Annotated in this window: 15 protein-coding genes; 6 read left to right on the forward strand and 9 right to left on the reverse strand. The window is 73.0% G+C overall.

Annotation, left to right across the window (positions count from 1 at the left end):
* The first annotated feature begins 70 nt into the window (after positions 1–70).
* On the forward strand, positions 71–862 hold the full coding sequence (locus tag EDF34_RS00355; RefSeq protein WP_123369417.1) for an SDR family NAD(P)-dependent oxidoreductase: 792 nt from the start codon (positions 71–73) through the stop codon (positions 860–862).
* A 230-nt stretch (positions 863–1,092) separates the two neighbouring features.
* Here EDF34_RS00355 and EDF34_RS00360 read toward each other — a convergent pair whose 3' ends face one another.
* The 8 genes from EDF34_RS00360 to EDF34_RS00395 form a co-directional block, all read right to left on the reverse strand.
* Positions 1,093–1,710, reverse strand: coding sequence for a DinB family protein (locus EDF34_RS00360; protein ID WP_123369418.1), 618 nt, complete (start codon positions 1,708–1,710; stop codon positions 1,093–1,095).
* 88 nt (positions 1,711–1,798) lie between these two features.
* Entirely contained in the window at positions 1,799–2,491 is a 693-nt protein-coding gene (locus tag EDF34_RS00365) for an ABC transporter ATP-binding protein (RefSeq protein ID WP_123369419.1), read from the reverse strand.
* Positions 2,492–2,502: 11 nt separating this feature from the next.
* Positions 2,503–3,621, reverse strand: a complete 1,119-nt coding sequence (locus EDF34_RS00370) for an ABC transporter permease (protein ID WP_123369420.1) — start codon at positions 3,619–3,621, stop codon at positions 2,503–2,505.
* A gap of 83 nt (positions 3,622–3,704) precedes the next feature.
* Positions 3,705–5,810, reverse strand: a complete 2,106-nt coding sequence (locus tag EDF34_RS00375; protein ID WP_123369421.1) for a hypothetical protein — start codon at positions 5,808–5,810, stop codon at positions 3,705–3,707.
* A gap of 71 nt (positions 5,811–5,881) precedes the next feature.
* Positions 5,882–7,279 (reverse strand): aminotransferase class V-fold PLP-dependent enzyme, encoded by a 1,398-nt coding sequence (locus tag EDF34_RS00380; protein WP_123369422.1) that lies wholly within the window; start codon positions 7,277–7,279, stop codon positions 5,882–5,884.
* On the reverse strand, positions 7,276–8,646 hold the full coding sequence (locus EDF34_RS00385; protein ID WP_123369423.1) for an MFS transporter: 1,371 nt from the start codon (positions 8,644–8,646) through the stop codon (positions 7,276–7,278). The genes EDF34_RS00380 and EDF34_RS00385 overlap by 4 nt, the downstream gene beginning before the upstream one ends.
* Positions 8,647–8,766: 120 nt before the next feature.
* Positions 8,767–9,162, reverse strand: coding sequence for a YchJ family protein (locus tag EDF34_RS00390; protein ID WP_123369424.1), 396 nt, complete (start codon positions 9,160–9,162; stop codon positions 8,767–8,769).
* Positions 9,155–10,417: an FAD-binding protein gene (locus tag EDF34_RS00395; RefSeq protein WP_233575107.1), complete on the reverse strand. Its 1,263-nt coding sequence runs from the start codon at positions 10,415–10,417 to the stop codon at positions 9,155–9,157. Before EDF34_RS00395 ends, EDF34_RS00390 begins: the two co-directional genes overlap by 8 nt.
* A gap of 115 nt (positions 10,418–10,532) precedes the next feature.
* Here EDF34_RS00395 and EDF34_RS00400 point away from each other — a divergent pair, with 115 nt between their 5' ends.
* Positions 10,533–11,312, forward strand: coding sequence for a class I SAM-dependent methyltransferase (locus EDF34_RS00400; protein WP_123369426.1), 780 nt, complete (start codon positions 10,533–10,535; stop codon positions 11,310–11,312).
* Here EDF34_RS00400 and EDF34_RS00405 read toward each other — a convergent pair.
* Entirely contained in the window at positions 11,252–12,616 is a 1,365-nt protein-coding gene (locus EDF34_RS00405; RefSeq protein ID WP_123369427.1) for a uracil-xanthine permease family protein, read from the reverse strand. The genes EDF34_RS00400 and EDF34_RS00405 overlap by 61 nt on opposite strands.
* A gap of 172 nt (positions 12,617–12,788) precedes the next feature.
* On the opposite strand from EDF34_RS00405, the gene EDF34_RS17470 reads away from it, so the two are divergent.
* From EDF34_RS17470 to EDF34_RS00425, 4 genes are all read left to right on the forward strand, one after another.
* Positions 12,789–12,938 (forward strand): hypothetical protein, encoded by a 150-nt coding sequence (locus tag EDF34_RS17470; protein WP_158615021.1) that lies wholly within the window; start codon positions 12,789–12,791, stop codon positions 12,936–12,938.
* Positions 12,939–13,017: 79 nt separating this feature from the next.
* Positions 13,018–14,499: a DUF3375 domain-containing protein gene (locus EDF34_RS00415; protein ID WP_123369429.1), complete on the forward strand. Its 1,482-nt coding sequence runs from the start codon at positions 13,018–13,020 to the stop codon at positions 14,497–14,499.
* Entirely contained in the window at positions 14,492–15,160 is a 669-nt protein-coding gene (locus EDF34_RS00420) for a DUF4194 domain-containing protein (RefSeq protein WP_123369430.1), read from the forward strand. Before EDF34_RS00415 ends, EDF34_RS00420 begins: the two co-directional genes overlap by 8 nt.
* Positions 15,157–18,513: an ATP-binding protein gene (locus EDF34_RS00425; RefSeq protein ID WP_123369431.1), complete on the forward strand. Its 3,357-nt coding sequence runs from the start codon at positions 15,157–15,159 to the stop codon at positions 18,511–18,513. The genes EDF34_RS00420 and EDF34_RS00425 overlap by 4 nt, the downstream gene beginning before the upstream one ends.
* The last annotated feature ends 4 nt before the right edge of the window (positions 18,514–18,517 follow it).

Here is an 18,517-nt window from a genome sequence, read left to right on the forward strand (position 1 = left end):
TGCCGATCTACCGTCACTTGCTCCGGCAAGTCACTGATCGCCACCACGGCACCCACGGAAAGCACTCACCATGGATCTGCGCTTGAACGACAAGACCGCCTTCGTCAGCGGCTCGACACGAGGCATCGGCTTCGCCATCGCGCGTGGCCTGCTCCGCGAGGGGGCGACCGTGGTCATCAACGGACGGAGCGACGCCAGCGTCCACGACGCTCTGGGGCGGCTCCGGGCCGAGGTTCCTGACGCGAAGGTCTCCGGCCTCGCCGCCGACGTCGCCGATCCCGACCAGGTCCAGCAGCTCCTGGGATCACTGGGCGACGTGGACATCCTGGTGAACAACGTGGGCCTCTTCGGTCTCGCCCGCTTCGAGGAGATCCCCGACAGCGAGTGGCAGCGCTACTTCGACGTCAACGTCATGAGCGGCGTCCGGCTCTCGCGCCACGTGCTCGGCGGCATGCTCGCCCAGGGGTGGGGCCGGATCATCTTCGTCAGCAGCGAGTCGGGCGTGAACGTCCCGGCCGACATGGTGCACTACGGGCTGACGAAGGCGGCGATGCTGGCCCTCGGCAACGGCCTCGCCAAGCTGACGCGGGGCACCGACGTCACGGTGAACACAATTCTCGGTGGACCCACCTACTCCGACGGCGTGGCCGAGACGGTCACGCAGATCGCCCAGTCCCAGGCCATGGGGACCGAGGAGATGAAGGCCGCCATCATCGGCGCCAACCCGACCACGCTGCTGCAGAGATTCATCGAGCCGTCGGAGATCGCGAACCTCGCGCTCTACCTGGCCAGCCCGCTCTCGGCCGCCACGAACGGTGCGGCGCTCCGCGCAGACGGTGGTGTCCTGACGGCGATGGTCTAGGAGGCCCTTCGCGACGCCTCCGGAGAGACGTCGGGCTGGGCGGCACAGCTCTCCATGTGGGGGGCTGCCTTCATCGGCGACCTGGTCGGGCACCTGGATTCTGCGTGACTCGGCCGCTTGGGCGATTCCTGCAGCCAGAAGATCCTGGGTGCACCGACCGATTGCCGAGCTCCCGCCCTTCGGGGTCGCTGTCGACGCTCGTCGCCAGCGTGCGCTCGAGGACGTGCGCGTCACCCCAGCCGGATGTACAGGTCCCGGAGGAGGGCGATCTCCGCGCCGTGGTGGACGACCTCCTGGTTCATCCACCAGACGACGTCGAGGAACGTCTCCTCGGCGTCGGAGCCGTTCGGGTAGGTGCTGTAGCCGACCGTGTCGAGGGCGGCGTCGTCGGCGCCCTCGAGGGTCGCGCGCCACGCCGCGACGGCCGCTGCCAGGCCCGCGACGGCCCCGGCCGCTGTGCCCTGCGGCTCGTCGGACGCCTCCGTGTGGGTGTGGGTCCCGTCGGTGTGGTCCGCGCGGCCGGCCAGGGTCTTGGCCACGTGGTTGATGCGCCAGCCGATGCTCGTGACCGGCGGCGGCCAGGGGTGCGGGCGGCCGCCGTCGTGACCCCAATCGCCCGCTCCGACGAGCCTGGTCGCACCGAGGCCGCCAGGCCCGTCCGACTGCCGGCGAAGAGTCCAGGCACCGGGGACGGGCTCCCAGAGGAGCTCTGCGTCCGTGAGGGGCTCGACCTCGACCTGCAGGTCGTCGCCGCTGTCGACCGTGGGGCCGGTGAGTCGCTGCAGGAGGCGGGTGCTGGTGAAGTCGTACTCGGCCAGCAGGGGCGCGAGGCGCGCGGGGACGGTCATGTCTGACCGTCCCGCGTGGCGTCGCCGAAAGCAACGGGAATCTTCGCGGCACAGCTGGTGACGCGGTTGAAGGACGCGTCCGCGAGGGTCAGGCGGCAGCAGGCCGCGCCACCAGCCGGCCGTCCAGCAGGTAGGCCGTGGCATCCACGGCCCCCAGCGTCGACTCGTCGTGCGAGACCAGCAAGGTCGCGGCGTCGAACCGGCGACCGAGCGACGTGACGAGCTCGATGATCTCGACGCCCCGCTCGTGGTCGAGCGCGGAGGTGGGCTCGTCGACGAGCAGGACGTCGGGGTCCCCGACGAACGCCCGCGCGATGGCGACGCGCTGCCGCTGCCCGCCGGACAGCGTGCCCGGCCGCTTGTGCACCCACGGTCCGAGACCCACGGCGTCCAGCATCTCCAGCGACCGGTCGCGCACCGACGAGGGCCGGTGTCCCCGCAGGTGCGCCAGGAGCTCGAGCTGCTCGAGAGCGGTCAGGGACGGGATCAGCTGCGGCTGCTGGAACACGAACCCGATGCGCTCGAGGCGGACGGCCGTTGCCGCGTCGCGCGTGGTCGTCGTCGTGAAGACGGGTGGTCCGTCGCCGAAGCTCACGGTGCCCGACGTGGGCGGCGTCAGGCCGCCCGCCACCGCGAGCAGGCTCGACTTGCCCGACCCCGACGGCCCCAGCAACGCTGTCGTGGTGCCGGACGGCACGGTGAGGCTGACGTCGTCCACCGCCGTGAGCGTGGTGTCGCCGTCGGGGTAGACGAGGGTGACGTTCTCGATGCGCAGGTCCATGCGGGGCTCCCTCAGCGGGCCGCGAGCGCGGCGTGCGGGTCGACACGGGTGATCTGGGTGATCGCGAGCCCGGCGCCGATCAGGCCGACGACGACGAGGATGACCGCGGGCAGCAGCGTCGTGGCCCAGCCGACGGCGACGGGCACCACCGACTGCAGGAGCACGGTGGTGACCCAGGCCAGCAGCGTGCCGAGGCCGACGCCGACGACGAGGATCACCAGCGCCTGGCCCAGTGCATCGCGCATCAGGTAGCGGGTGGAGGCGCCGAGCGCCTTCATCACCGCGACGTCGCCGCTGCGGCTGATCGTCCAGACGGTGAAGAACGCGCCGACGACGAGCGCGGCGATGCCCACCAGGAACACGACCATGAGCAGCAGCGAGCCGTGCTCGGAGGAGTAGGAGCTGATGGCCGACTGGGACGCGCGCACCGTCTGCGTGACGGTGCCGATGCCGTCGTCGGCGGCCGCGAGGGCGTCGTCGTCGCTCGTCGTCAGGGCGACGACCGTCGCGACCGTCGTCGGGTCCGCGCCGGGCGCGAGGTGTGCGCCCAGCTCCTGCCAGTCGGCCAGGCTCGTCCACAGCACGGGCGTGTGGGCGTACGCCGCGGTGACGTCGAGGACGGCGCCCACGGTGACGTCGAGCGTGCCGATCGACAGCGTGTCGCCCGCCTCGGCGCCCAGGGCGTCGGCGGCGCCCGACGAGAGGAGCGCGCTGCCGTCGGCGACGTCCGCGTCGCCCGAACCCTCGGGCAGCAGTCCTGAGCCGGGTTCGATGCCGAACGCGGTGACCGCTGCGGTCGTCGTCGTCGACGTAGCCCGTACCTGCGCGATCCCCAGCGGCTGTGCCGAGCTGACGCCGTCGACCTTGCCCCACGCCTTCCACTGGTCCTGCTCCACCTGGGAACCCGTGAACGTGGGGCCGCCGCCCGGGCCGGACGGCGGGGCGTCCGCCGCGACGGTGAACGCGAGGTGGTCGGCGGGCAGGCCCGTGACGGCCGACGTGGAGTCCTCGCCCAGGCCTCTCGTCAGGGACGCGAGGAACACGACCAGGTACGTGATGAGCACGATGACGGTCGCCATGAGCAGGAACCGCCCACGAGCGAACCGCAGGTCACGCAGCGCGACGAACATGAAGCCCCCGGGTGTGCGCGGTCAGGTGACACCACCTTGCACCGTCGAGGACCTCGATGCCCGCCCGGCATGCCGCGAGTCGTTCAGCGCACCCGCAACGTGCGGCTCGACGAGCTTGCCGGCGTCAGGCATGACGCCGAGCTGCCGGTCGGGGTGAACGTGGCCGAGACCTTGTAGGTCCCGCGCTTCAGCTTCGGCAGCACGACCGTGACGCGGTTGTTCGACTTCGGGGTCATCTTCACGACGACGGACCTCGAGCCGTAGCGCACCTTGACGGTGCCTCGCGGGCCGACCTGGCCGGTGACCTTGACGACGACCTTCGCGCGCGACGAGCTGCGGACCGATCGGTCCGCCAGCGTCGCGGTGACGGTCGGCCGAACCCGAGGGACGAGTCCCGTCGCGAGATCGAACGCTGCGGACGCGTACCCGGGGCGCGAGACGACGACGTGGGCGCGGATCCGCTTGGACGTGTCGGACAGCGAGAGCTTGTACGACGACGTGTGGTTGTCGGCTGCGGTGATGCTGCCCGAGGTCCAGGTGTACGTGAACCGGACGCCGGGAACGTTCCACGTCCCCGGATCGATCTTCAGCGTGGAGCCGACGCGGACGGCACCACTGAACCGAGGGGCGACGAGAGCACGCGGCGCTACGCCAGGAGCGACCGCGACGGTGTCGGTCGCGACTCCGATCTCGTGCCCGGGCATGTTCCCACGCACGACGAGCTCGACCATGGAGTTGGCCTGGGCCGCGGCGAGTGTCAGAGACGGGCCGTGGCCGAGGGTCCGTCCCTCCGATGTCCAGGTGTAGCTGATCGTCGTGCCTGGCTGCGCTCCGGTCTGAACCGCCGCGAGACGCGAACCGACCCGCGCGACACCGCTGATCCTGGCCGTCATCGTGGGCGCCGCCCCCAGGCTCACAGGTGCCCAGGTCTCCGAGCCGTAGGTGCCGTCGAGGCGGTTGGGCGCCGTCGCGGTCACCTGCACCCAGACGTACTTGCCGAGATCGTCCGGCGAGACGCGGTAGGTCGAACCCGCCGCGTTCGTCGTCACCGTGCCGTGCGCGAGGTCTTCACCCGAGTGCCAGCTGTAGGACACCGTGACGTCCTCGTCGCTCCAGGTCGGCGCCGCGAGCGTCAGCAGGTCACCGACGGCAGGGGCGCGATCGATGGTCGGCTTCGTCCCCGTCCTGTACAGCGACTGCCAGACCACGGCGTCGGCTCCGGTCGCCGGCGCAGTGACGGAGACGGCGGCCGCTGCCGGCACGACGTGGGCACCGGTCTCACCCAGGCATCCGGCGTCGTTGCCCATCCCGGCACTGACGCAGACGGTGTAGGACGCGCCGGCGCGAAGCCCGTCGATCGAGTAGGACCCGTCGCTCGCGTTGTAGGCGACCCGCCTCCGCTCGCCGTGGGTGGCGCTCGCCACGACCGTCCACCGGGTGTCGCCGCTGACCAGCGGCCGCTCGGCGTAGCGGAGCGTCCCCTCGATCTTCGCGACCTGGTCGAGCGCGACGTCGACCGTCGCCCCCGCCCGCACCGGCGCAGCGTCGGTGTCGAGGTCGGAGGTCGTCCCCTCGGACGTGACCCAGCCTCCGACGTACGCCGCGCCCGTGTACGCCATGAGCTGGAGGGGATAGGAGAGGTCAGGATCGAGGCCGCGGATCGTGAAGCTGCCGTCCAGGTCGACAGGCGCGGAGCGGGACCCGTCAGCGCCGACGTCACCCGCCTGGACGCTGAGTCGCGAGAAGTCCTCGCTCTCGCCGACGAGGTGTCCGGTGATGGTCGCGGCGGGCCGCAGGTCGAACCTGCCGAGGTCGGCGGGGGCGCGCACCGCGATGGCCTGGGCGCGCGTCGGGACCAGGGTGTCGCCCGCGACGTAGCCGCCGACGTAGTCCGAGCCGTCGACCTCGATCTCGATCACGGGGCTGCCGACCGGGCCGCTGCGTGGCCAGCTCGCGACGAACTCGGCGACGCCGTCGACGGTGCGCACGCTCGACCAGCCCCACGAGTCCCCGTTGGAGTCGACGACCCGGGTCGTGATATGCGTCGCCTCGTCGGGAATCGTGACCTGGTAGGTGATCGGATCGGTGCTCGTCTCGTCTGCGCCCGCGGGTGCGACGGCACCGGTAGCGACCAGTGCGGCTAGAGCGAGGGTGGTCGTGGCGCGGGAGATGCGGCGGATGAGGGGCACTGTCGTCCTGTCTTCGGGGTGCCTCCTGCATCGGCACGCGCACATTGTGCCTTGAACGGGCCCCCGGCCCCCTACGCCGACGGCGATCCCGCGGGATCGATCGCGGCCTGCAGCACCTGAACCAGCGCTGGCCGGACCACCTCGGCGGGCAGGGCCTCGAGCGTGGCCATCACGCCGGCCAGCTCGTCGGGCAGCCCTTCGGTGAGCACGCGCGCCACCAGCCCGGGGTCCGGGGCGGGCGACGGGACGCCGCGGACCTCGTCGGCCGCCTGGACGAGCACGGCCGCGAGCTCGGCGGCCACCGAGTCGGACACGGCTGTCAGGGTGAGGTGCGCCGTCCGGGGCAGGACCGTGCCGCCCGGTTGCGCCATCGCTGGCTGAGACTGCGCGAGCCAGCCGTGCCGGCGCAGCGCGTCGACGAGGCGGAACGGGTCGACGCCACCGTCGTCGGCGAGCGCGAGCAGCGGACCGGTCGGCGAGCCGACCACCCGCAGGCCGGGGATCGCGTCCGCCGCGTCCCGGACGACGTCCACCGCCGACCGCGTGCGCGCCACCAGCTCCGCGTACCCCGAGTCGCCCAGCGCCTCGCCGATCGCCCACGCCGCGGCCATCGCGCCGGCGGCGCGCGACCCCAGCACGGTCGGGTTCACCACCGGGTAGCCCGGCCACGCCGTCGTGGCGAAGTACTGCGCGGCGTGCCGCTCGCGTCCGCGGTGCAGGACCACCGACGCGCCCTTCGGGGCGTAGCCGTACTTGTGCAGGTCGGCCGAGAGCGACGTGACGCCGGGCACGGCGAAGTCCCACGCCTCGAGCTGCCCCCACCACGGCAGGACCCACCCGCCGATGCAGGCGTCCACGTGGCACGCGACGCCGCGCGCCGCGGCACCGGCTGCCACCTCGGCGACCGGGTCGATCACGCCGAACGGGTAGCTGGGTGCCGAGACGACGACGAGCGCGGCCCGGTCGCCGAGCTCGTCGAGCGCCGTGAGCAGCGCGTCGGCCGAGGCCTGCCCGGACTCGACGGAGACCGGGACGGCCACCACGTCGAGGTCCAGGTACTGGGCCGCCTTGTGGAATGCCGGGTGGGCGGTGGTGGGCAGGACGATCGCGGCCCTCGCACGGGCGCGGGCCGGGTCGGCGGCACGCCACAGCTCGCGCGCGGCCTTCACCGCGAGGATGCACGACTCGGTGCCACCGGACGTCACGGAGCCCACCACGTCGTCGCCACCGTGGAAGAGGTCCCTGGCCCGCCCGACGAGCGAGCTCTCGAGCGCCGCCACCGAGCGGAACGTCGTCGGGTCCAGGCCGTTGACCGGCAGGAACGCGGTCGCGGCCTGCTCGGCGAGGCGGTTGAGGTCGGCGCGGCCGGAGTCGTAGACGTAGGCCAGGACGTGGCCTCCGTGCGTGGGCGGGTCGGTCGCCCGCAGCTCGGCGAGCTCGGCGAGGACGTCGTCAGGGGAGCGGGTCATGCGGGAACCTCCGTGCGGCGGTCGACGACGTCGGCCGTGAGTCGGTAACGGGCGAGCGGGACGAGGCTGAGCGCGACGAGCACCGCGGGCAGCAGGGAGAACGCGACGACGATGCCGGTCAGGGCCGAGCCGGGCTGGGCGGCGACGTCGTCGCCCGTGCGGGACACGAAGCCGGTGACCGCCAGCAGCCCGAGCACGAGCGTGGGCCCGAGCGCGAGACCGGCCGTCTCGCCGGCGGTCCAGACGCCGCCGAGGACGCCCGCGCGGTCGGTGCCGCGGGTGCGGGCGTCGACCGCGGCGACGTCCGGGAGCATCGCCAGGGGGTACAGCTGCATCCCGGCGTAGGCGACGCCTGCCAGCGCCACAGGCACGTAGACCCACCCGCCGGCTGCTCCGCGCAGGAAGAGCAGCGAGAGCGCGCAGGCCGCGAAGAGCGCGGACGCCCCGACGAGTGCGCGCTGCTTGCCGATGCGGCCGGCAAGCCTCGTCGCCAGGGGCATGACCAGAAGAGCCGGCGCGACCAGCGCGACGAACAGGTAGGTGACGGCTCCCTCGTCGCCGAGCGTGTAGGTCGCGACGTACTGGGCCGCGGCGAGCATCGCGCCGGTGGCCAGGGCCTGCAGGACGAACGTCGAGAGCAGTGCGCGGAACGCGGGCAGCTCGCGCAGCGCGGCGATCCCCGCGCGGAACGCGTCGCCCCGCCGCTGCGGGTCCGGTGCGACGGAGGCGCTCTCGACGACTGCGTGCCGCGGCGCGGTCCACCAGGCGGCGAGCATGCCGAGCCCGATCACCACGCCGCAGACGACCCCCATGACCGCGTACCCGGCCCGGCCCCCACCCGCGGCGTCGCGGACCAGCGGCCCGCCCGCGCCGAACGCGAGGATCGCGACGGCCAGGACCGCGATCCGGGGAGCGAGCAGGCGCGTGCGGGCGGCGTAGGTCGGCGCGATCTCGGCGGGCAGCGCGATGTACGGGACCTGGAACAGGCTGAAGGCGGTCGCCGCCGCGATGAACGTCACGACGACCCACGCCGCCGCCCACGGGCCGTCGAGCGCACCGGGCGCCGCGAAGACCGCCGCGAACAGCACCGGCAGCGTGAGCGCACCCGCCAGCAGGAACCGGCGACGTGACCCGTGCCGTGCCGCCGAGGCGTCCGACCTCGCCCCGATGAACGGGTCGATGACCACGTCCCAGATCTTGGGGACGGTGACGACGAGCCCCGCCACGCCGGCGGCCACGCCGACCGTGTCGGTCAGGTAGTAGGCGAGCACCAGGCCGGGGAGCGTGCCGAAGCCGCCTGTCCCCACGGATCCCAGGGCGTAGCCGACGACGGTGCGTCGGGGGATCGGGGCGTCGCCGTCGTCCATGGCGCGCATCATGCCTGCCGCGCGCGCCAGACCAGACCGAGGCACGCCGTCAGCTCATCCCGTGGTCGGCCAGGACGGCGGCGACACGGCGGATCGAGCGAGGGATCCCTCGCTCGTCGGCTAGAACCCGTCGACGTACAGCCACCCGCCCTCGCGGACGAACCGGCTGCGTTCGTGCAGCCTCCCGCGCACGCCATCGGCCACGTAGTGCGCCACGAACTCGACCTCGCCCGTGTCGTCCCACGGCCCGCCGCCCACGACGTCGAGGATCACGAGCCGGCGCCAGTCCAGGTCCGGCTCGATCGTGAGCGTCCGAGGTCGGGTGGACGGGTGCCACGTGCGCACGAGATGAGCCGTGTCGCCGACGACGAACGCGGTGTACCTGGAGCGCATCAGCGCCTCTGCCGTCGGCGCCGGGCGACGGACGTCGAGGACCGGTCGGCAGCAGACGCCGAACGGCGCGGTGCCGCACGGGCAGGGTGCGTCGTCGTCGGGCAGGTCGGGCGCGTCAGCCACGGCGGTCGCGCAGCCCGAGCCGCTCCAGGTGCGCCCCGGTGAAGACGCCCTCGGGGTCGAGCCGCTCGAACAAGGCGCGCGCGTCGGCGAGCCGCGGCGTCACCCGTGCGACGGCCTGCGGCGACATCCCGTGGAACTTTCCCCAGTGCGGCCGGGCGTCGAACGGCGCGAGCGCCGCCTCGAGCTCGGGCAGGAGCGCGCGGACGGCGTCGGGACGGTTCCGCCACGTGAAGTGGATCGCGAGGGCGTCCCGCTCGTAGGCGGGGCTCAGCCACAGCTCGTCGGCCGCGACCGTGCGCAGCTCGCTGATGAGCAGCACGCGCGCGATCCGCGGGGCCCGCGCGCGGACCGCTCGGAGCGCGTCGGCGGCCACCCGGCGCTCGACGAAGTACTCCGTCTGGATCTCGTCGCCGTTGCTCGGAGTCGAGTCGAGGCGGAAGTGCGGCAACCGCTGCGACCACGGCCCGGGCAGCCCACCCTGGGGCGTGAGGTTGTCCTCGCTCCCGGCGACGAGACGACCCTCGGAGCTCGGATCGGGCGCCACGCCGTACCAGCGCGCGGGCACGTCGTCCCCGCCGTCGAGCCGGGTCTTGCGCCACGTCTGGTCGAGGGTCGGCTCGTCCCACGTCGTGAAGACGCTGACGCTGTACGCGGCGCCCGTGAGGGCGTCGAGGTCGTCCAGCAGCGCCGCCCAGGGCAGGCCGTGGAAGACGTCCTGCCGCACGTCGAACGTCGGCTGGACGTCGAGGGTCACGCGCACCACGATCCCGTAGGCACCGAGCCCGACGACGTACCCCTCGAAGTCGGCATCGCCGCGGGTGACCGTCGTCAGGCCTCCTTCGGCGTCGACGTAGGTCAGCGCGCGCACCGCGGTGGACAGGGCGCCGTTGCCCTGACCCGACCCGTGGGTCCCCGTCGCGATCGCCCCGCCGATCGAGATGTGCGGGAGCGAGCCGAGGTTGTGCAGGGCCCAGCCACGCTCCTCGAGCCAGGTCGCGAGCACGCCGTACCGTGTCCCGGCGCCGACCGTGACCGTGCGGGCGCTCTCGTCGAGCACCGGCTCCGCCGCGATGCCCGTGACCGTGACGAGCGTCCCCGTGGTGTCCGCGAGGTCGTTGAAGGAGTGCCGGGTGCCCAGCGCCCGCACCCGCCCGCCGGCCGCGACGACATCGCGGACGTCGTCGATCGTGCGCGCCTCCACCAGCCGCGGTGCGGTGAAGGTGTACGTCCCGGCCCAGGTGCTCGTGCTGCTCACGTCAGCGATCTTCGCTGCTGGTCGGCGCCCGCGCCATCGGCTGGGACGGCGTCCGCCTCGTCGGAGCCCGGAATTCCCGTGCGACGGCCCGGCCAGGGTCGGATGATCGGCTGTCATGGACCACTCAGCGATCTGGGGCGCCGACGTCGCCGCGAGCTACGACACCCCGGGCACCGGCATGTTCGCGCCCGAGGTCCTCGGGCCCACCGTCGACCGCCTGGTGGCGCTCGCCGACGGGGGCCCCGCCCTCGAGCTCGCGATCGGCACGGGTCGTGTCGCCGTCCCGCTGTCCGAGGCCGGCGTGCGGGTCTCCGGGATCGAGCTCTCGGAGCCCATGCTCGAACGCCTGCGGACGAAGGCCGACGAGGCGAGGATCCCCGTGGTCGTGGGGGACATGGCCTACGTCCGGGCGCCGGGGGAGTTCGCGCTCGTCTACCTGGTCTTCAACACGATCTCCAACCTGCTGACCCAGGACGAGCAGGTCGCCTGCTTCCGCAACGCCGCCCGCCACCTCCGACACGGGGGGCGGTTCGTCATCGAGCTGTGGGTGCCGGAGCTGCGTTCGCTCCCGCCGGGCGCAGGGGCGACCGTCTGGCACGAAGAGCCCGGGTACATCGGCCTGGACACCTACGACGTGCTGAACCAGCGGGTGGTGTCCCACCACTTCCGGTTCGGCGAGGGGACCCAGGCGTCCCTGGGCCGCAGCCCGCACCGGTACGTCTGGCCCGCCGAGCTCGACCTCATGGGGCAGCTGGCCGGCTTCGAGCTCGAGGCTCGGTGGTCCGACTGGGACGGGAGCGGCTTCACCGCGGACTCACGGTCGCACGTGTCGGTCTACCGCTTGGCCGGGTCAGGGTCGGCGACGGGCACCGACGCCGGTGACGCCGGCTCCTGACCGGTCCCGCGCCACGTCTCGATCACCCGCATGAGGTGGTAGATCACCAGGGCCGCGGCCGTGCCGAGCGCGATGCCCTCGAAGACGAGGTCGCCCGGCTTCCAGGTGAAGTTCGCGATGCCGACGACGAGCGCGACGGCGGCGGTCGTGAGGTTCTTGGGGTCGGAGAAGTCGACCTTGTTCTGGACCCAGATCCGCGCGCCGAGGATGCCGATCATCCCGTACAGCACGGTGGTCGCGCCGCCCAGGACTCCTGCGGGGATCGACGCGACGACCTCGCCGAACTTCGGCGACATCGAGAGCACCAGGGCGGTCGCGGCGGCGACCCAGTAGGCGGCCGTGGAGTAGACCTTCGTCGCCGCCATGACCCCGATGTTCTCGGCGTACGTGGTGGTGCCGGAACCGCCGCCGAGCCCGGCCAGCGTGGTGGCGAGGCCGTCGGACAGCAGGGCGCGGCCGGCGAGCGGGTCCAGGTCGCGGCCGGTCATGGCCGCCACCGACTTCAGGTGCCCGATGTTCTCCGCGATGAGAACGAGCACGACCGGGACGAAGAGGCCCAGGAGGGAGACGTCGAACGTGGGCGTGACGAAGTGCGGGAGACCGACCCAGTCGGCCTTGCGCACGCCCGCGAAGCTGACCTCGCCGCGCAGCGCGGCCACGCCGTACCCGACCAGGACGCCGACGAGGATCGACAGCCGCCCCAGGATGCCGCGGAAGAGCACGGTGCAGAGGATGATCGCGAGCAGCGTCACCAGCGCGGTGACGGGTGCCGCGCGGAACCCGCTGGTGCAGGACTCGACGATCGCCCCGTCGACGACCGCCTGCTGGCACGTCCCCCACGCGGTGGGCGCCAGGTTGAGCCCGATCAGCGCGACGATCGTGCCGGTGACGACCGGCGGCATGAGGGTATTGATCCAGCCCGTCCCGGCGACGTGCACGACGAGGCCGACGACGGCCAGGAGCAGGCCGACCACCACGATGCCGCCGAGCGCCGCCGACTGTCCGCCGGAGGCCGTGGCCGCGGCGATCGGCGCGATGAACGCGAACGACGACCCCAGGTAGCTCGGCAGCTGGTTGCGGGTGACGAGCAGGAACAGCACGGTGCCGATGCCCGAGAAGAACAGCGTCGTGGCGGGGGAGAAGCCGGTGAGCAGCGGGACAAGGAAGGTGGCGCCGAACATCGCGACCACGTGCTGCATGCCGATGCCGATGGTGCGCGGCCAGCTCAGGCGCTCGTCGGGAGCGACGACCTCACCCGGGGGGATCGTCCGGCCGTTGCCGTGCAGCTTCCATCCGATGCTCATGGGCTCGTCCTCGTCGTCGTGGCTGCGGGGTGACGCCGCGCGTGCAGTGCGGCGAGCCGGACGCTAGCAACGCCGCCGAGGGTTCCACCAGGGACGTCCGGCCTGGTGGACGTGCCGGTCGGGCCGTCGGGGCGCATGATCGAGGGAGCCGACCACGACGAAGGAGAGCACCATGACCGCAGAGCCCACCCCGACGCCCGCCGAGGACGACCGCCTGCACGCGGACGCCCCCGCCGAAGGGGCGGTACCGGGCAGCCCGGCCGAGTCGGCAGGCACGCGCGAGCACGCGAGCGACCCCGCCGAGGGCGCCGACGACGCCTGAGGAGCTGCGCTCGGCCTGACCGCACGACCCGGGTGGCGCTGCACGGAAGCGCGGCCCGATCCACCTACGCTGTGCGGCGATGATCACTCGTGCCGAAGCGGCGTACGTGGGCGCCCTGCGGGCATTCCAGAACCCGATGCTGGACCTGCTCCACAAGCGGCACGCGCCGCTCGTCGTGGCACTCCTGTCGGTCACCTTCACCGTCGACCGCCCGACCGTTCCCGTCGCCGACGCGCACACCGAGATCAGTGACGCGCTCGAGCAGCTGCGGGCGGCGGGGTACGACGAGTCGGTGCCCACCGGGTCGGCACGCGACCTGTGCCGGCAGTGGGCCGACGCCGGCTGGCTGGTCCGACAGGTCCTCGACGACGACGTCGAGGTCTACCGGCTCTCCGCCCACGCCGTCGGCGCGCTCGAGGTCGCCGGGCGCGCAGGTGGCGCCCGCGCCCGCATCTCGCACTCCCGGGTCCGCACGATGCTCGACGCCGTCGAGCGGCTCGCGCAGGACGCCGACCCCGACGTGCTGGTCCGCATGGCGCGGCTGGACGCGGAGATCCGCCGGCTGCAGCAGGAGCTGGCCCGCGTCCAGCGCACGGGCACGGTCGAGGAGGTCGACGACGAGCAGCTGCTCGAGGAGGCCGAGAACGTGCTCCACCTCGCGCGTGAGCTCCCGGCGGACTTCGCGCGGGTCGCCGAGTCGATCAAGGCGATGCAGCGCGACGTGGTCACCGCGCTGCGGCAGGACTCGCGCCCCACGGGCGACGTGCTGCGCGAGTACCTCGAGCGCGGCGAGCACGTGATGGAGTCGACGTCCGAGGGGCGCGCCTTCGCCGGTGCATTGCGGCTGATCGGCGACCCGCAGCGGCTCGACGAGCTCGCGACCCAGCTCGACGTCGTCCTCAGCCACCGGTTCACCCACCGGCTCCCGCCGCACCAGCGCACCGAGCTCCGCGAGATCGGCCGCCGGATCGAGCAGGGCCTCGACCTGGTGTTCGCTGCGCAGCGCGAGGCGTCCTACGTGATCACCGCGCAGGTCCGCAACCACGACCCGCTGCGCGACCGCCAGGTCGACGAGCTCCTGCGCGACGTGATGACGGGCCTGCAGACCTGGATGCCCGACTCACGCCGGGGCCAGCCCGTCGAGCCGTTGCGCCGGCTGCCCGTCGCGGAGGTCGACCACCTGCGCCAGACCGCCGGCGACCTGCGGCCCCCACGCCCACCGGCCCCGCTGACCGACTGGGACGATTCGGCCGACGTCGACATCTCCCAGGACGAGGCGCGCGCGTGGGGCGGCCCGCACTACGCCGACCTCGCCGAGCTCCTCGCGTCGTCCGCCACCGAGGCGGGACGCACGGACGTCGCCGCGGCCTTCAACGCCGCACCCGACGCGCTGCGCCGGCCGGTCGACCTGCTCGGGCTGCTGGAGATCGCCGACCAGCACGGCATGACCGAGACGGGCGAGCTCGCGTTCGTCGACGCGATCCGCCCGGACGGCACGCGCCGCCGGTTCGCGTTCGGCGGTGTCACCACCCAGACGACGAAGGACCACGGCGATGACTGAGACCACGGAAGCCCTCGAGCCCGAGACGGGGTTCATCGACCCCGTCCCGATGGAGGAGGACCCGGCCGAGCTGTTCGCCGGGGACTCCGGCACGCTCGACGCCGACGTCCGCCGCGTGCTCGTGCGCCTCCTGCAGCGCCGGTTCCTGCTCGCGGACCGCAACCGCGCGCAGTGGCGGACGCTGCTGGAGAACCAGCAGGCCATCGAGTCGCGGCTGCACGACCTGTTCGTGCACCTCGTCGTCGACCACGAGCGCGGCGTCGCGTACAAGAAGCAGGTGCGCTCGGCCGAGCTCGACGTGCCGGTGCTGCTGCGCGACGAGGCCTACTCCCGTGCGGAGACCCTCGTGCTCGTCCACCTGCGGACCGTGTACCAGCGTGAGCAGGGCGCGGGCGAGACCTCCGTGCGTGTGGACGTCGAGGACCTCGAGCGCACCGCGCTGACCTACTTCGACCCCGACGACACGAACGTCGCCACGACCCAGCGGGAGATCCGCGCGGCCGTGACCCGGCTCGCCAAGGAGGGCCTGGTCGACGAGGAGTCCGAGGGCCGCTACCGCGTGACGCCGCTGGTCGAGATCGTGCTGAGCAACGAGCGCCTGGGCGAGCTGCGCGAGTGGCTGGGCGAGCAGGCGCGCACCGAGCAGGAGGCTTCCCGATGACGATGGTCGACACCCTCTTCGGCCTGGTCCCTGCGACCTCGACCGGGCAGCAGTGGATCGCGAGCGAGCTGCAGCTCGTCAACTGGGGCGGCTACCACCAGCACCACCGGGTGCGTCTCGCGTCGACCGCGACGCTGCTCTCCGGCGGTTCGGGTTCCGGCAAGTCGACGCTGATGGACGCCTACATCGCGCTGCTCATGCCGCACACGACGCCCTTCAACGGTGCGTCGAACGGCGGCGTCGTGGGGCGGCCGCGCGGCAAGGACCAGCGCAACATCCTGTCGTACGCGCGCGGCAAGCTCGACGAGTCGCGGACCGAGGACGGCACGCGGCAACGGGTCCTGCGCGGCGACGGCGAGGACACCTGGTCGGCCATCGCGATGACGTGGGTCGACCAGTCCGGGACCTCGTTCACCGGGGTGCGGGCCTGGTACGTCCCGTCGGCGGCACGGACGCTGGACGACGTCGTCGCCGTCCGCGCCACCGCGGACGGCGCGTTCGACCTGCGGGAGCTCGAGTCCGCGGCGGCGCACCGGTTCGGCCGCGCTGCGGTCGCGGCGGCGGGGCTGACGCCGTTCGACACCGACCGCGACTTCACCGCGCGCCTGTACTCGACGCTCGGCATCGGCGCGTCCGGCGACGGCAGCAAGGCCGTCGCCCTGCTCGGCCGGATCCAGGCCGGGCAGCAGATCACCACCGTGGATGCGCTCTACAAGTCGATGGTGCTCGAGGAGCCGGACACGTTCGCCACGGCCGACGCCGTGGTCGAGCAGTTCGACAAGCTCACCGGCACCCGCGAGCAGATGATCACCGCGCGGCAGCAGGTCAACGCGCTCGAACCCATCCGTGCGAGCCGGGCTGCCATCACGGAGGCGACCGACCGCCTGCGGGTCATCGACCAGATCGGCACCTTTGACGACGAGGCCTCGCCGGCCGCCCTGTGGCGCCACGAGCGCCGGCTCGGCCTCCTGCGGTCGCTCGAGGAGGACGAGCAGCGACGCCGCCAGCAGGCGCAACGGCTCACCGCGGAGACGACGGCCCGGATCGCGGCGGCGAAGTCCGACCTCGACGGGGTCAAGGAGACGTTGTGGTCGTCGGGCGGCGACCGCCTCGCGCGCGCCCAGCGCGAGGTGGCCGGCGTCCGGTCCCGGCTGGACGACGCGCGGCGAGCGCGAGCGCGGCTGGACGACGTGCTCACCGCGCTCGACGGGGCGCGGGTGACCGGAGAGGCGGACCTGACGACCCTCGTGGGGCGCGCACGGGCGGCGCTGCAGGACCAGGGCACGAAGGCGAGCGCGCGGCAGGCGCTGTTCGACGCGATGTCCGAGAAGAAGGAGGCGGCCGCCGACCTGGCCGAGCTCGCGGCCGAGCGCGCAGCGGTCGTCCGGCGGCGCGACAACATCCCCGGCGACCTGCACGCCGCCCGGGCAGCGCTGGCCCAGGCTGCAGGGCTGACACCCGACGACCTGCCGTTCGTCGCCGAGCTGGTCGAGGTCCGCACGGAGCACGAGCCCTGGCGCGACGCGTTCAACCTGGCGCTGGGCGGCTTCGCCACGCTGATCCTCATCGACGTCGCGCACCTCGGCGCCTTCCGCAGAGCGATCGACGCTGTCCCGACCGCACGCCGGATCCGCTTCGAGGGCGTGCCGACGGGGCTGAGCGAGGACGTCGGCCTCGACGCGCGCACGCTGCCCGGCCGGCTCGACCTCCGCGGCGGGCCGTTCGCCGGCTGGCTGCGCAGCGAGCTGGCGCGGCGGTTCGCATTCGTCTGCGTCGACACCCCCGGCGAGCTCTCGCAGCACACCAAGGCGCTGAGCCGCTCGGGCCAGGTGTCCGAGGGTACGCACGGCGCGCACGGCGGTCAGGGCCGGGCCAACGTCCTGGGGTTCACCAACGCGCGCCGTCTCGCGCACGTGGACCAGCAGATCGCCCGCGCGCAGCGGCGTCAGGAGCTCGCCGAGCAGCGCGTGCTCGAGGCGGAGGCAGGTCTCGACCGGCACGACGCCGAGCGCCGCGCGTACGAGGCGCTCCTCGAGGTGACCTGGGCCGACGTGGACGTCGACGCGGTCGAGGCCGAGGTGGCCCGGTGGGAGCAGGTCATCACCGACGTCACCTCCGGCAACCCCGAGGTCACGCGACTGCAGCAGCGCTCCCGCGAGCTCGAGACCGCGATCGACCGGCTCACGCAGGACCTCGGGCGCGCGAAGGACGAGGTCGCCAGGCTGGACGCGGACTGGTCCGCGACCACCGATGACGTGGACGTGGCACAACGGGCGATCGACGAGGCGGACGTCGTCGTCGGAGCCGAGCAGCGTGCCTACCTCGAGGGGCTCCTCGGTGCGGCCGAGCCGCACGCCGGCGACGCCCCGGCGGAGGTCCTCGCCCGCGTCGACGCGGTGCTGGCCCGCGCGGGCGAGGTGCTCACGACGGACCGGCTCGCCGCGCAGCAGGTGATCGGCTCCGCGCGCGAGACGCTGCGCAGGACGTTCGAGACGTTTGTCGAGCGCTGGCCCGACCCGAACCTCGGCACCGACCCCGACGCCTCCTACGCAGACTTCGAGCGGATCCTCACCGAGCTCGAGACCAACGGGCTGCACGAGCTCGAGGCCGAGTGGCGCAAGAGCCTGCTCCGCCTGTCGGGCAACGACCTCACCGACCTGCACAGCGCGTTGAGCCGGTCCGTGCGGGAGATCAAGGAGCGGATCGGTCCGGTCAACGAGATCCTCGGTGACCTGCCCTTCGCGGACGACGACCACCGGCTGCGGATCGACGCGCGCGACACGCAGTCCGCCGTCGTGGCGCGGTTCCGCAAGGAGCTGCGCGACCTGCGCGAGCTGCTGGCCACGGAGGCGACCGACGCCGAGCGCGAGCGCCGCTACGTCCGCATGGCCAAGGTGATCGACCGCATCCGCCGCACCGCGCCCGACTACGCCGACCTGGTCGACGTGCGCAGGCACGTGCGGCTCAGCGCGGAGAAGGTCGACCTCGACGGCCGGCACGTCGCGCTCTACGACCACATCGGCGAGAAGTCCGGCGGCGAGTCCCAGGAGCTCGTCGCGTTCATCGTCGGCGCTGCCCTGCGCTACCAGCTCGGCGACGCGGGTGCCGAGCGGCCCCGTTACGCGCCGGTGTTCCTCGACGAGGCCCTGATCAAGGCCGACGCCCGGTTCACCGGGCGGGCGGTCGGTGCGTGGCGCGGGCTCGGCTTCCAGCTCGTCATCGGCGCACCGAACGACAAGTTCGGGGCGCTCGAGCCGCACGTCGACGTGAAGTACGTGGTGCTCAAGGACGCCGCCGGCCTGTCCCGGACGAAGCCCGTCGCGGGGGTCGCTGCTGCGAGCGGTCCTGCGTGACGAA

This window comes from Cellulomonas sp. PhB150, assembly GCF_003755175.1.
Taxonomy (GTDB): Bacteria; Actinomycetota; Actinomycetes; order Actinomycetales; family Cellulomonadaceae; genus Cellulomonas.

Excerpts from the sequence above, each read along its gene's own strand:
- EDF34_RS00355 (WP_123369417.1), top strand. The coding sequence starts at position 71 with ATGGATCTGCGCTTGAACGACAAGACCGCCTTCGTCAGCGGCTCGACA.
- EDF34_RS00360 (WP_123369418.1), bottom strand. The coding sequence starts at position 1,710 with ATGACCGTCCCCGCGCGCCTCGCGCCCCTGCTGGCCGAGTACGACTTC.
- EDF34_RS00365 (WP_123369419.1), bottom strand. The coding sequence starts at position 2,491 with ATGGACCTGCGCATCGAGAACGTCACCCTCGTCTACCCCGACGGCGAC.
- EDF34_RS00370 (WP_123369420.1), bottom strand. The coding sequence starts at position 3,621 with ATGTTCGTCGCGCTGCGTGACCTGCGGTTCGCTCGTGGGCGGTTCCTG.
- EDF34_RS00380 (WP_123369422.1), bottom strand. The coding sequence starts at position 7,279 with ATGACCCGCTCCCCTGACGACGTCCTCGCCGAGCTCGCCGAGCTGCGG.
- EDF34_RS00385 (WP_123369423.1), bottom strand. The coding sequence starts at position 8,646 with ATGGACGACGGCGACGCCCCGATCCCCCGACGCACCGTCGTCGGCTAC.
- EDF34_RS00400 (WP_123369426.1), top strand. The coding sequence starts at position 10,533 with ATGGACCACTCAGCGATCTGGGGCGCCGACGTCGCCGCGAGCTACGAC.
- EDF34_RS00405 (WP_123369427.1), bottom strand. The coding sequence starts at position 12,616 with ATGAGCATCGGATGGAAGCTGCACGGCAACGGCCGGACGATCCCCCCG.
- EDF34_RS17470 (WP_158615021.1), top strand. The coding sequence starts at position 12,789 with ATGACCGCAGAGCCCACCCCGACGCCCGCCGAGGACGACCGCCTGCAC.
- EDF34_RS00415 (WP_123369429.1), top strand. The coding sequence starts at position 13,018 with ATGATCACTCGTGCCGAAGCGGCGTACGTGGGCGCCCTGCGGGCATTC.
- EDF34_RS00420 (WP_123369430.1), top strand. The coding sequence starts at position 14,492 with ATGACTGAGACCACGGAAGCCCTCGAGCCCGAGACGGGGTTCATCGAC.
- EDF34_RS00425 (WP_123369431.1), top strand. The coding sequence starts at position 15,157 with ATGACGATGGTCGACACCCTCTTCGGCCTGGTCCCTGCGACCTCGACC.